General features: G+C 64.5%; 13 protein-coding genes. 10 read left to right on the forward strand and 3 right to left on the reverse strand.

Annotated elements, in window-relative coordinates:
- Window positions 1-231: 231 nt before the first annotated feature.
- Both BM162_RS15915 and BM162_RS15920 read right to left on the reverse strand, forming a co-directional pair.
- The gene (locus BM162_RS15915; protein WP_177215193.1) at window positions 232-546 is read right to left on the reverse strand and encodes a hypothetical protein; all 315 of its coding nucleotides are present in this window, start codon (window positions 544-546) and stop codon (window positions 232-234) included.
- A gap of 692 nt (window positions 547-1,238) precedes the next feature.
- Window positions 1,239-4,016 (reverse strand): DEAD/DEAH box helicase, encoded by a 2,778-nt coding sequence (locus BM162_RS15920; protein ID WP_093424124.1) that lies wholly within the window; start codon window positions 4,014-4,016, stop codon window positions 1,239-1,241.
- A gap of 212 nt (window positions 4,017-4,228) precedes the next feature.
- Between BM162_RS15920 and BM162_RS15925 the strand changes: the two genes are divergently transcribed.
- Complete coding sequence (locus BM162_RS15925) at window positions 4,229-4,660, forward strand: hypothetical protein (RefSeq protein ID WP_093424126.1); 432 nt, start codon at window positions 4,229-4,231, stop codon at window positions 4,658-4,660.
- A gap of 29 nt (window positions 4,661-4,689) precedes the next feature.
- Here BM162_RS15925 and BM162_RS15930 read toward each other — a convergent pair whose 3' ends face one another.
- Entirely contained in the window at window positions 4,690-5,226 is a 537-nt protein-coding gene (locus BM162_RS15930; protein WP_093424129.1) for a hypothetical protein, read from the reverse strand.
- A gap of 146 nt (window positions 5,227-5,372) precedes the next feature.
- Between BM162_RS15930 and BM162_RS15935 the strand changes: the two genes are divergently transcribed.
- From BM162_RS15935 to BM162_RS15975, 9 genes are all read left to right on the forward strand, one after another.
- Entirely contained in the window at window positions 5,373-6,197 is an 825-nt protein-coding gene (locus BM162_RS15935) for a sigma-70 family RNA polymerase sigma factor (RefSeq protein WP_093424131.1), read from the forward strand.
- Between the two features lie 132 nt (window positions 6,198-6,329).
- Entirely contained in the window at window positions 6,330-6,845 is a 516-nt protein-coding gene (locus BM162_RS15940) for a cell wall hydrolase (protein WP_093424134.1), read from the forward strand.
- A gap of 157 nt (window positions 6,846-7,002) precedes the next feature.
- Complete coding sequence (locus BM162_RS15945) at window positions 7,003-7,557, forward strand: YcbK family protein (protein WP_177215194.1); 555 nt, start codon at window positions 7,003-7,005, stop codon at window positions 7,555-7,557.
- A gap of 110 nt (window positions 7,558-7,667) precedes the next feature.
- Window positions 7,668-8,393, forward strand: a complete 726-nt coding sequence (locus BM162_RS15950) for a hypothetical protein (RefSeq protein WP_093424136.1) — start codon at window positions 7,668-7,670, stop codon at window positions 8,391-8,393.
- Window positions 8,394-8,486: 93 nt separating this feature from the next.
- A complete protein-coding gene (locus BM162_RS15955; RefSeq protein WP_093424140.1) occupies window positions 8,487-8,804 on the forward strand; it encodes a hypothetical protein in 318 nt (105 codons plus the stop codon).
- Between the two features lie 15 nt (window positions 8,805-8,819).
- Complete coding sequence (locus BM162_RS15960) at window positions 8,820-9,239, forward strand: hypothetical protein (protein WP_093424143.1); 420 nt, start codon at window positions 8,820-8,822, stop codon at window positions 9,237-9,239.
- 168 nt (window positions 9,240-9,407) lie between these two features.
- Window positions 9,408-9,632 (forward strand): hypothetical protein, encoded by a 225-nt coding sequence (locus BM162_RS15965; RefSeq protein ID WP_093424145.1) that lies wholly within the window; start codon window positions 9,408-9,410, stop codon window positions 9,630-9,632.
- A gap of 108 nt (window positions 9,633-9,740) precedes the next feature.
- Window positions 9,741-10,256, forward strand: a complete 516-nt coding sequence (locus BM162_RS15970; protein ID WP_177215195.1) for a thermonuclease family protein — start codon at window positions 9,741-9,743, stop codon at window positions 10,254-10,256.
- 26 nt (window positions 10,257-10,282) lie between these two features.
- A complete protein-coding gene (locus BM162_RS15975) occupies window positions 10,283-12,523 on the forward strand; it encodes a S8 family peptidase (protein ID WP_177215196.1) in 2,241 nt (746 codons plus the stop codon).
- Window positions 12,524-12,598 lie beyond the last annotated feature (75 nt).

Below are 12,598 nucleotides of genomic sequence, written 5' to 3' on the forward strand. Positions count from 1 at the left end.
GGGTGATGGTATCTTCTGACATGTGGCATATCCCTTTCTCGGCTGAGAATTGACGGCGTCTGAACACCGCCATGATATGCCGCCCCTCAGGGCATCACCAACTTTCGCGCGTTACTCTTGCAGGCAGCGCGCCAGGAAGACGGGATCGCAACTGTTCGAGCGACTGCTTGCAGAGCAGGACGCGGCGAGCTGACGGGCGACAAGTGCCGCCCGACCGGGCTCTTCAGGACTTCAGCTTCTGGGCAGGATGGGGATAGCCAGTGAGGCGCATCCCTTCTTACGGCCAGCTTCGCACTTGACCTTCACATCCTTGAGATCCGCATCGGCGCCGTAGCGGTCAAGCAGCTCTGCCGCCGTCAGTGTCTCGTCCCGCGAGCAGGCGTCGCAGGTGAGGCGCATCTCTCCACCGCGCTTCGCGAAATCGCCGACGGTACTCATCGTCTGCCCCTTCGAGCGGCCAGGGTCGTTTTGAAGAAGCCCTTCGATGAACGCCCGGGATTTGGACTTCCTCGCGATAGACGCCATGAAGCTTCGTGTGGCAGACATGTGACCCCCTGATTGACGCATCTGTGCCTTGGTCCTGAGGAAATACGTCCACCCCGCAACGACAGGAAACTGACGCAAGGGAGGGGAAGGAAGAAGGGAGGGAGGGAGAGAGGGAATTTGAGACAACAGGCGGCAGAGCCGGCTATGCGGCACGGCCGAGCCCGGCACAGCCGGGTTCTCAGGCCACAGGCCTGGACCCGGCTGGAGCCGAGATTGACGGACTTCCTCCGGAGAAGCTACGCCACAGGCGGTAGCCCCTCCGGAGAGAAAGGCCCTGGTGCTTCTGCAGGCACCGCTGTCTTCCGGTGACGCAGGCTCGTTCCGCAGGCAGGCAGTCAGTCGGTCGGTCAGGCCCCTGAGGCGACTGGTCTCTCTCCTCTCACAGCCCTCCGGCCAGGCCGGGGCTGCGCCCCGGACCCCGCCTTGACCCGGGGCTTGGGGTTACTGGCTCTCTCCTCCCCTTTCCCCTTCTTCTGAAAGCGCTGCGCGGGCGACACCTGGCAGCTTGGAAGTGAGGCGGGCGCCCCCTTCCCCGGGGCCTCGGCCGTAGGGTCTGCTCGGCCTTCGGCTCTTCTCTCTGCCGAGGGCTCTCTCCTCCTTGTCCTTGGAAAGGTTGTCCGAAGGGGTGATGTGCTCTGGCGGTGGGACGCGGTGCCGAGCGGTGTCTATGAGTCAGCTTACAGGGGCAGGCGTCAGCGCTGCATGACCTTCACGGAAGAGCGGGTCCTCTTCATCCGGGCGCGGACCTGATCGTAATCCGGGAACCCCTCTTTCGGAGCGGCTGGAGGACAGCCATCCTGAGACGGGCCATGCAAACGCGTGGCATCTTCCCGGCGGATCGTCTCGTACTGCTTCTCCATCCTGACCCGGGCCCTGTTCAGTCGCGCCCAGGCCTGCCGCGAGGACTGGCGGCTGTCGTCATCCGCCCCGCCGTACATCTGCTTCTGCTTGCGCTCGATGGCCGCGTTGCAGATCGCGTGGCGCCGCCTGATCTCGCAGGCGCGCTCGTAGACCGCCCGCTTTCGGGCGGGGATGTTCATGCCGGCGATGTCCTCGCGGCGCTGGCGGACGCTTCGCGCCGCCTCAGAAACGGTCGCCGACGGCTTCTCTTGCGGCGGGGGCCGGACCGCAGCCGTGGGCACAGCCGGATCTGGCTTCCCGCCCTGCTTCCGGATGTCTTGCTGCGCCAGCCGGATCGTTTTGCGAATTGTCGGCCCGGCCTTGGCCAAGGCGGACACGAGATGCTCTGCGCCGGCCGTCATCCGCACGGCGCGATTGCCGCGGATCGCCGTCGCGGCCTCGGATGCTGCGCTCAGCCAGTTCTCCTGCAGCCCCAGGCTCGATTCCCGGGCCACGTCGACCTTGCGAACCTTTTCGCGCAGCTTGGCCGGAATCGCCGAGGGCGGCAGCGTTTCGAACATCGCGCGGTGAGCGGCCTCTGCCATGACGAGTGCGGCGCGCGGATCCTTGGCCGACAGCGTCGCGAATTTCGACCCAATGCTCTCGGCGACCTTCTGTGCGGCGCCGGTCGCCTTGAGGCTGCCGTCCGCCACGAGATCCCCGAGGCGCATACGCTCCGCCGGATGCCCCTTCGGCATCTTGACCGGGACGCGTTGCAATGCCCTGACCCGGCGGGAGGCCGGGTCGAGCTCGCGGCGCCTGCGAAAGGTTTGCTCGCGGCGCTTGAGTGCCTGCGGGAAGGCCTCGGCGAAGCGCTTACTTGCAGCAACCGTCTCCTTGCCGAACGGTCCGCCGTTGCGAGCGAAGTCCGACTCGCGGTCGGAGATGACTTCGAACAAGTGGTCGGCAAGCGCATCGGCCGGCCAGCGCGGGCTTACCTTGCCGCCGTCGCGGTAGTGGAGGGCCTGCGCCGCCTTCGAGACCGGGTGAAGAGTCTCGACATTGTAGCTGGCCTCCCCTTTCTCGTCGTGACGCGTCAGGGCGTATTGCGTGTCGGCAATCGTGATGACCCGGCGGGTCTTCTGACGGTTCGGGTCGCCGGCGTCGCGCATGATCGTCGCAGATGACAGGGCGTCGATCGCGCTGGCCGCGGGGATCCTGTCGCGCTGCTTCAGTCCGGCCTTCGCATCGAGGATCGCCATCTGCGCCTCAACCGTGCCGCGCACGAAGGTGGCCGCACCAGCATCGACGAACAGGCCCTCGGCCTTGCCCCGGCGATGGTCCGCCCGGGCTGCGCGTCCGGCCATCTGGATCAACTCCCGGCGTGAGAGGAGCGCGCGGGCGTTGATGACGACATCGAGCCCTTCCACGCTGGCGCCCTCGTCGACGCGCTTGCAGTTCAGCACCGCCCGCAGGCGACCCTCCCGCAGCCCGTCCAGGACCTTCTCCTCGTCTTGCCGGCTGGTCTTGCGGCCAATGACCCCGACCTGTCCGGGGTAGCGGGCCTCGAAGGTGGAACGATACTTCTCGATCTCGTCGAGCTCGTCGAAGAACACGAGCATCTGAGGGTTCTCGGTCGGCGAATCTTTCTCGCCCGTGTCGATCGCGGCGTCGAGCCAGCCGGCGTTCTCGGGGCGCTCTCGGGCGGCGCGGATGGACTTCGTGATCGAGGCCTCGAGGCGATGGTCCTGGATTGCCTCGGCGGCCTCCTTCGGGGTCCTGCCAAAGCGCTTGAACGCGAGATCGTGCGCCTGCCCTTCGGCGCGGCCGCCGTCCTTGTAGACGAAGTCGCTGACCTTTGTGCGGACCGGGAGCGCGGTCTTGCCGAGCGTCTCGGAGGGGCTGATGAAGAGCGGAACCGCCTCCTCGATACGAGGGTGCAGTTTGGCACGGTCGTCGCGGCCGAAGGTCGCCGACAGGAAGACCATCGGGGCTTTGAATTCCGGATGGCGGTCCTTCTGGGCGCGCGCAGAATTGACGGCGCGTGTCAGGGCCAGCAGCTCGGAATAGCCCGCGTTCTCGTCTTCGCGAAAGTGGTGCGCTTCGTCGACGATCACGGCCTTGACCTCCTGGTCCATGATCGCCCGGCCCATCGCCCGCATGTTGTTTTGCGTGCGGTTGTCGCCGCGGGACAGCAGGTGCCCGACCATCGTGAGGACGGCGCCCTGCCCCGGGCGAGTGTCGCGGTGAGAGACGAACTCGCCTGGCTGACCGAAGATGCTGCGGGCCTGGTAATCGGCGATCGTCTGGTTGTGGATGGCGCGGGTGTGAGAGGCGGAGATGACCCGGCCCGTGCCGCGCTCCCCGTTTCCGCCAGGAAGCGCCTGCGGAATGGCCTCGGCGAGCATCATCGCGATGCGGGTCTTGCCCGCCGACGGCGACGCGTCGATCCGGATATCTCTGCCGCGCATGAGATGAGAAAGCCCGTCCACGGAGACGCGCTTCTGGTAGTCGGTGGCCTGCTCCCAAAGCGGAGACCCCATGAGGATCTCGGCCGCAGCGAGCTGTTCTTTGCTGCTGATGCGCAAAGCCGGATCGAGATCCGGGAAAATCTGTTCATGCTTCGACATCGTCGCGCCATCCTGCGATCGAAACGACCTGAAGAGGAAATGGCGCCCCGCCCCGCATCCTGCTCCGGCCCGTTGACCGGTCGGCGCACCGAAGCCGGCCCCGGGCTGGCGTGTTCTTGCGAACGCCAGCCCGAGGCCCGCTTCGCCTGGATCCCATTGGAGGCAATATCCTGAGGGACCGGCGGATTTCGAAAATCAGCGAGGATACAGCAGTGAACGACTTCTACATCACCAAGCGCATTGCCGACGACATCATTGAACTGAACGATGCCGTCGTGCAGGCCCAGGAAATGGAAGCGACTGTCCAGGCGGGCTTTCCATTCGTTCTCGCTGCTCTCGTCATCACAGGCGCTGCCCTTCTGATCTATCGCAATACCCGCATCTCGCGTCCGCTGATGTTCGGCATTGCACTGATGATCGCTGGATATTCCGGCTTCGCCGGCGCCGCGCTGCACGTACAGCGCAACTCCGGAAATCAGGCCAGTTTCGACAGGCAATTCGCGCTGACCCAGGCAAACCCGATGCTTCGGGCTGCCGCCTGCAGATATCTCGACCACATCGAGTATCAGCTGACGGATCGCTTCTCCTTGCTATGCGTCGATCCTGCTCCGGCCGAACAGGAAGACAAGGGCTTCATGGCCTGATGCCTTGCGACAGGTCGCTCGGGACGGCTTTAGCAGCCCTCCCGGGACATGATCGCCGATGTCGCCACGACACCCATCAGGCTGACCTCGTCCCGGATCTCCCCGATCCGCGGAAGGGTGGCCTCGATTACCGCGGACCGGCCTTTACGGAAGGCCTGGTAGAGCGCGGCGTCATCATCGGGATGTGCGTATAGCGCATCTCCGGCACCCACCAGGTGCACCTCGACCTCGCCGTCGATGATCAGCCTGGCGCCCGTGTCCCCGGCTGCAACGCGTGCGCCGGGAAGATAGCTGAAAACCGGTCTTTCATCCCCCGTCTCGAGAGTCAGGAACGCCACCGTCTCGCCCCGGGCTGTCACTCCCCCGGATCGAGTTTTCGCCTCGGTTCGGATGGCACAGATCGGCGTGCCGGCCAGGTTCAACCGAAGAGCCTGCCAATCCAGGCGCTCTCCGAGCTGGGTGTAGGCCCCTTGCACCGTTTCCGCCTGGGTCGCTTGCGCCGCGATTGGCGCGCACAGCGAAACCGCCAGAAACACCCCTGAAACGGCTTTTGTCAGCGCATTCATATCCGGTCTCCCGTTTTCGATCTCATCTCCCCAAGGAGATCGTACCGGAGGCCATTCCATCGAAATCAGGCTCGCTGTCCTCCCGGACGGCGGCTCTTGCGAGCCGTCCGGAAGGACAGCGCGCATCCACCCGAGGAGTTTACCAGATGACGACCGCCAAAATCCTCCGCAATACGCCAGCCGCATCCGAGCTGAGCGATAACGAGCTGGTGCTCGATTACCAGGACGACATCCGTGCCGGCGAAGCCGCGGCGGAACTCTGCACCCGGTATGTCCATCTCATCCGCTCCTTTTCGGTTCGCATGAATGCGAAAATGAGCCACACCTTCGAGCTTGACGAGTTGATCCAGGTGGCGACCGAAGGGTTCCTCAAGGGGATCGGCCGGTTCGATACTTCGCGCGGGTTTGCTATCGCGACCTTCGTCGGGCCCTATGTCTGGAACGCCCTGTCCGTCTTCTCGGAGCGCTCCTGCCTGCAGACGACGAACAAATCGTCGCGCGTGCGCACGGCGATGATTGCCCTCATGAAAATCCAACGCGAGCGCGCGGCCTACGGGCTGAGCATCGAGTTCAGCGCCGCTGATCTCGAGGTCGTGGCAGAACACCACCGCCTGTCGCTTGGCACGGTTCGCAACGGGCTGCGCCTGCTGCGGCAGTATGAAAGTTCCGCGGCGCCGCTGGAAGACCTTCAGGACGAGTTGGGCGAGGAAGACTCCCGTGGCGTCGTCGTCGATGATCTGAACGCAAACCAGAGTGCGTCGATCACCGACGAACTCCTCGCCTGCCTGGAGGACCGCGAGGCGCTCATCCTGCGCAAGCGGCACATGGGCGAGGAGCCGGTTCTCAACAAGCATATCGCCGAGGAGCTCGGCTGCTCGGAAGCCCGCGTCCGACAGCTCGAGAAGAAGGCCCTGCAGACGCTTCAGGACCAGCTGTCGCGCCGCGGCCTCGAACTTTCCGACCTCGTTTGAACAACCAGGGTGCGCGACCTTCGCGTTGCGCACCCTATCCCCTTTCGTAACGCGGCACCTCATGAGGCGGGCTGGTTGCGAAGTCGCGGCCGGGGGTCCGATTTCCTTTTCAGAAAAAGATGAGACAATGCGATGATCTGCCGAATTTCGGCCGTCATTCTACTGGCCCTGACACTCACGAATTCAGCTTCGGCCAATCAGGCACCGAATGAAACCCTGAAGCATGAAGCGGAAGAGCTGCGCAACAGAGTTCCGCGGAATCTCTACCTGGAGAAAGACCTATCCTGCCTCGCGATCGCGATTTACCACGAAGCGCGCGGGGAAAGCCTGTTCGGGCAGCTCGCGGTCGGGAGCGTGATTCTTGAACGCGTGAAGAACCCGGAGCGCTGGGGAAACACGATCTGCGATGTCGTGCGCCCCGTGCAGTTCAGCTTCCTGACTTCGCGTTGGAATTTCCCTCGGATCATAGATCGCCAGGCGTGGGAGCGCTCGATCGATGTCGCCATGGCGATCCTGAAGATAGGTCCACTGCCGGAACTCGAGGGCGCCGATCATTACCATGCCACCAGCGTATCGCCTGACTGGGCCCCGAAGATGTCGCGGGTCGGCAGGATCGGCGAGCACATCTTCTACAAGGCGAAAGAGTGATCCGGCCCGCAATTTTGGGGGCTTGAGAGGCGCGCGTATCTCCTCCGGGGACAGGATCCTTGACGGAAGAGATTCAATGGCGACCGCGCAATCACGAAGATCATTCCTTATCGGCGCCGGCGCAGCACTGTTTCCCGGCGTTGCCGGAGCATCGCCGTTGTTCTGCCCGCCATCGGCGTCGAGCTTCGCCGGCGGCATGATGGGCGGCTCACTTTCCGGCGAGTACGACGCTGGAGCTGGTGAGTACGACTTCAGCGGCGTGACGCTCGGCGGTGAGGGCGAACGCAGGCTGGTCCTGAGGAACGCGCATACCGGCGAAACCTACGACGAGACCTACATGGTCGACGGCCAGGTCGTGCCCGAGGCCGTGACGGCCTTCAACAACTTCGCCCGGGACTGGCGGACCGGAGCCGTCCGGTCAATGGACCCGGGCCTGATCGACCTTCTGTGGCAGGTCTGGCGACGCCTGGACACCACCGAGCCGTTCACCGCCCTCAGCCTTTACCGCAGCCCTCAGAGCAACGAGGACGTGGGCGGCGCGAAAAACTCGCAGCACCTGCACGGCAGGGCCTGCGACATCACGCATTCTTCGAGGTCAGTCGACAAGATCCATTCGGCCGCGAAGAGCCTCCGCGCCGGCGGCGTGGGCAAGTACACGATGAACCGCTTCGTTCATGTCGATACAGCTCGGGTTCGGTACTGGGGCTCGTGATCGAAGCCCGCACGCGAACACAAGGTCCTTCTCTCGCAGATGAAGGATGCGGAGTGATCCGTATCCCGCCTGGTTTCCGAGAGGATCCACACAGAAAGAAGAGAGGCAGAATGTCCTTCATCCGCATTCAGAAGCAGGCTTTCGTGGCGGTGCTCCGCCATTATCTGCGCCTTCTCCTGCCCTCATCCGTCATCGCCCTTGCCGGGGCCTGGCTCTACGTCGCGACGGACGTCGCGGGCGGTGCCACGGATACTATTCTCGCCGGTCTCCTGCTGTTCTTCGGTGTCCTTGTGGCGGCCTTGGCCAGCCTCAGCTCCGGAAACGATGTCACGTCCGTCTTCCTGAGAGCCAGGGGGATGTCGTCTCATCTGCCCGGCCTCGCCCTGATCTGCATCACCACGACGTTCGTGTTCAGCGTGGCGCTTTCTCCTGCCCTCGTGGCGTCCTACCCGGGCGGCGCCCTTCTTCTTGCGGCCCTCGCGCTTCTCAACCTCATGGCCGCGCTATATATCTGGATCAGACGTCTGGCCGCGACCGAGGCGAAGCCAGCAGAGAAGCCCGATGGGGCAATGCTCGAGCGCATCGTACTTCTGCAAGGGTGGTCTCGCATCCGCCGCGGGGTTTCGAACATCACCGGGCCATCTCTCCACTGCGCTTTTGCAGCTGTTTTCCTGGTCCTGGCCTTCGACCTGCGGCTCTTCGCAGTGGCTCTTGCCGCGCTTGCATCTCCATCGATCGCCCCTTTCGCCTACTATGGCCTGAGCATCGCGATCTTGCCTCTGGTATTCCTGCCGGCGATTGCGTTTTTCCGATCGGCTATCACGGCCGGAAATTGATTCTCGGAAGGCCCACTCAATTTTTTCCGGTGCCGTCTCGCTGCGCATATTTCCTCCCAAGGATACACATGCTCAGCACGGAAGGGTTGATTGATGAGCAAGAACTATACCGCGGCCGGTTTCCTCCTGCCGAAAGTCCCCAGCGAGACCTTCGATGGCGAGCCGAACGCGCGCGAGCTGGAAGTCCTCCATAGCCGCGACCTGGAATGGATGTCTGCCGTCCTGATTACGACCGTCATCTTCGGTGTCGGCGCCGCCGCCTGGCGCTTCCTCGAAGGCAACATGGTCGACTTCGCACTGACAGCCAGCGTCACCGGCATTCTTGTCGCGCACGTCTCGCTGAAGCTGAAGGCGCTTCTCAAGGATCCGGTCGCGGCCGCCAAGCGCCTGGCTGCGCTCGACGCCTCCTGACCGGAAGGAAAGCCCGTGGCGACCGTCTACCTCAAGGACTACGACTTCGACAGGCCCGAAGAGCGCGAGCGTTTCGAGGCCGATGTCGGATTCTCCTACGACCTACTTGAAGACGGCATGCAGAATGCCCGGAAAATCTTCGCTGTTCTGAGCATCGGGCTTCTGCTCGTCGTCGCGGGCTACCTGCTTTCCCCCGTCTTTGCCATGCTGCCCGGCTCGCACGCGCCGATGGCGCTTGCATTGTCAGGTGCAGCCGGGCTGCTTTTCGGTGCCCGATCTCGCCACAGCCAATCCAATATTCCCTACTACACGGTGATCGCCCTCGCTCTCGGTGCTGCTGTCGCGAATGAGAGCATGACCCTGGTCATGATGGGCGCCGCGTTCCTGAGCGCTTTCGGTATCGGCCTTTTCGCGAGCCTGATCACTCGGCGCTGAAGCGACCCCATAAAAACGGCATGAGGCCGCCCGCAGATTGCGAGGCGGCCTTTTGCGTTTCGATGGCGCCCCTATCGGCACGATCTCCAAGGCAAGAGCGGATGCTCCGACGAGCCCCGCGAGCCTGAAAACTTCAAACGACCCCGTCATCAGAAAAGGACGACGACAATGACGACCCAGGATCAAAGCAACGAGCAGACCTACACGCCCGAGGAATGCGGCCACAGCCTTTCGCCGCGCGTATTCCGAGCGGCCATTGCCGACATCATCAACGAGTTCGGCGCGCTGCGCCGCGAGGACGAGCCTGTACAGGAAGTCCTCCTCAACGACGGCCATGCCTACGAGATGGGCTCGCGCGCGATGGCCTACATCCGCGAACTCGAGGCCGACTGACCGGAAGCGGCGCGGCGAGAAACCAAGGGAGCATCACTCATGGGAACGGTCATCGGAGCATTGATCAGCCTCCTCTTCCTGAGGTTCGCGCTTCAGGCCGTGGGTCTGATGCTCGGCACGATCGTAAGGCTCACGCTGCGCGGCATCGCCCTCACCGTGCGTTCGATCTGGAGGCTGATCTTCGGCCCGCCGGTCATACGCCGACGCGCGACAGCCTGTGTGCGCAATCCTTATGTCATCGACGGGGACACCATCGCCGTCGGCCGGCAGCGCTACCGCCTGCTCGGGATCGACGCGCCTGAGATGAGCCAGGGCGAGGCCGGCCCAGCCGCCCGCGCCCACCTGATCAAGCTCATCGGTGGCGGAGAAGTGGAAATCTCGGCGTCCGGACGAGACTGCTACGACCGGATCCTCTGCGACCTGTGGAGCCGCGGCGCGAACGGCGCCGAAGGGCGCCACCTCAATCTTGCGATGGTCGAGGACGGCTACGCCTTCGCAACCCGGGATCGGGACTTCTGGAAGCGACACGAGCGCCGGGCGCGTCGCCGCAAGGCGGGCATCTGGGCCTCGCGCCGCCGGATCGCCCGACCCGATCAACACCGCCTGCGGGCCAGCGTCGCATGACCGCCCTGCGCAACCAAGGAGCCCTCATGCTCAGAACCACTCTTTCGTCCGTACTCGCCCTTTCCGTTGCCAGCACATCGGCGCTGGCCGCGCAGGAAGCCAAAGACATCGCCATCCCCGGTCAGGCGGCCCCCGGCGAGCTGTCGGGCAGCTCCGCCGGAACCCTCCTCGGTGTCCTGGCTCTCGGGGGCGTCGCCGCCTTCGTCTTCGCCGGCGGCGAAGAGCCGGAGGAATCCGCTGAGGATGACCCGGTCCCTCCCCCGCCCGCTCTCCCCGACGAGCCGCCCACGGCTGGCGGCAATCCGGCTGACTTCGAAACCTCCGAGTACCAGCGTGACTACAGCCTGCAGATGATCGGCGCCGCCCATCGCTACGCCGACGGTGGCACCGGTGCCGGTACGCGCCTGGCTGTCTTCGACACCGGGGCCGACATCCATCACTCCGAGCTCGACGGAAACATCAACGCCGCGCTGTCACGGAGCTACTTCAACACCAATGGAGATGTAACCGACTACGATGGGCACGGCACCCATGTCGCCGGCATCATCGCTGCCGAAAAGGACGACACCGGCATGCACGGCGTCGCCTTCGATGCCGAACTGATGGTCTTCCAGGGATTGGCCTGGGAGGGGGCGCCCTACAGTCTGTTCTCCCCCGCCGAAGCATGGGCTGATGCACAGGTCCGGGCGGCCGGCGCCGGCGCGGTGGCGATCAATCACTCCTGGTCTTTCGTCGGCCCCAACGGCGAGCGCCGTGGCATCGATATGTACGACAACGGGCAGCAGCTCGAGGAATACTACGGCTCCAACCTCTTGGACGCACTGCGCGAGAGTGCGGGCGCCGGTCTCGTCTCGGTGCTCGCGGCAGGAAACGACGGTGCGGCGCATCCCAGCGTGAATGCGGGCGCCGCCGCGTATATTCCTGAACTTGCGGACCACTGGCTCGCAGTCGCCGCCGTCGGTCCCGACGGCGCGATCGCCGACTACAGCAACCGCTGCGGCCTGGCGCGGGACTTTTGCCTGGTGGCCCCCGGAAGCGCGATCTACGCCCCGGTCTCCGTCGAGGCCGGTTACGGTCCCGACAGCTACGCCTACATGAGCGGCACCTCCATGGCCGCTCCGCACGTCACGGGTGCCGTCAGCGTTCTGGCCAGCAACTTCCCCGAACTCACCGGAGCCGAGATCGTCGGCATTCTCAAGGACACGGCTCGCGATCTCGGAGAAGCCGGCGTAGACGCGGTCTACGGGCACGGACTTCTCGACCTGGAGAACGCGGTCGCTCCGCAAGGTCAGCTCGCGATCAAGACCGGCCATGACCGGACCCCCGGTGAGGCAGCACTCTCGGACTCCTACATCGTCGCGGACGCCGTCGCGGCATCGTCTCTCACCCAGGCCCTCTCCGGCCAGATGATGATGGTCTCCGACAGCTACGACCGCGGCTACTCCGTCGATCTCGGCCATATGGTTACCGTTGCGTCCAGCGGTCTCGGTCAAGCCGAGGATGACCTGGAGCAGTTCACGAGCAACCCGGCATCGGCGATTTTCGCCAACGCAAGCGCCTTCGATGCTGCCTATGCGGGACTTCTGGATGCACCTCGCCTGAGCTACGATACGGCCCTCGGCGGCGCAGATCTCAAGCTCTCGACGATGCTGGACCCGCAGGCCGGAAGCCTTGCCTCGGTCGAGATCGCCACGGGATCCGCAAAACATGGCGTTTCCCTCGAAGTCGGACACCTCTTCGAGACCGGCCACCTGCTCGGCACCGCCATCACGGGTGGTTTCGGTGATGATCTTTCGACGCAGACCCGCTACGGCCGGCTTTCAGGTGCTCTTGCCTTGAGCGATGCCACGTCGCTGACCGCCTCCGCCTCCCTCGGAACATCGAGCTTCGCCTCGCGCGGCGTACTTGCCGAGGGCACTGACATCGGCTCCAGCGCCTTTGCCGTCGGGGTGTCCCGAAGCGGTGTCTTCAACCGGAGCGACCGCTTCAGTATCGGTGCCTCGGCACCCCTCGCCATGACCTCCGGCCGCATCTTGCTCGATCGGCCGGTCGCAATGGCAGCCGCCGAGAATGGCGAGCGCAGCAACGCGGTCTATCGTGCACGACAGACCGTGGAACTCGACAGCGTCGCTCGGAGCGCCGACATCCAGGTAGGCTACAGCAGCAAGCTGGCGGGCGGTCGCCTCGCGCTCGGCGCAATCTGGCGTCCGGGGACCGATCGATATTCGGACCTGGCGGCCCGTGCCGGCTACACGCTGGAGTTCTAAGGACTGCGGAGCATCGCGGAGAGCAGAATACTGCCTCCGCATGCCGCTCAATGCCGCTCGATGCCGCGAGCAACC

Source organism: Tranquillimonas alkanivorans (assembly GCF_900115595.1).
Classification (GTDB): domain Bacteria; phylum Pseudomonadota; class Alphaproteobacteria; order Rhodobacterales; family Rhodobacteraceae; genus Tranquillimonas; species Tranquillimonas alkanivorans.

Bases quoted from the DNA above. Each gene is read 5' to 3' on its own strand.
- BM162_RS15915 (WP_177215193.1), bottom strand. From the start codon at position 546: ATGTCTGCCACACGAAGCTTCATGGCGTCTATCGCGAGGAAGTCCAAA.
- BM162_RS15920 (WP_093424124.1), bottom strand. From the start codon at position 4,016: ATGTCGAAGCATGAACAGATTTTCCCGGATCTCGATCCGGCTTTGCGC.
- BM162_RS15930 (WP_093424129.1), bottom strand. From the start codon at position 5,226: ATGAATGCGCTGACAAAAGCCGTTTCAGGGGTGTTTCTGGCGGTTTCG.
- BM162_RS15935 (WP_093424131.1), top strand. From the start codon at position 5,373: ATGACGACCGCCAAAATCCTCCGCAATACGCCAGCCGCATCCGAGCTG.
- BM162_RS15940 (WP_093424134.1), top strand. From the start codon at position 6,330: ATGATCTGCCGAATTTCGGCCGTCATTCTACTGGCCCTGACACTCACG.
- BM162_RS15950 (WP_093424136.1), top strand. From the start codon at position 7,668: ATGTCCTTCATCCGCATTCAGAAGCAGGCTTTCGTGGCGGTGCTCCGC.
- BM162_RS15955 (WP_093424140.1), top strand. From the start codon at position 8,487: ATGAGCAAGAACTATACCGCGGCCGGTTTCCTCCTGCCGAAAGTCCCC.
- BM162_RS15965 (WP_093424145.1), top strand. From the start codon at position 9,408: ATGACGACCCAGGATCAAAGCAACGAGCAGACCTACACGCCCGAGGAA.
- BM162_RS15970 (WP_177215195.1), top strand. From the start codon at position 9,741: ATGCTCGGCACGATCGTAAGGCTCACGCTGCGCGGCATCGCCCTCACC.
- BM162_RS15975 (WP_177215196.1), top strand. From the start codon at position 10,283: ATGCTCAGAACCACTCTTTCGTCCGTACTCGCCCTTTCCGTTGCCAGC.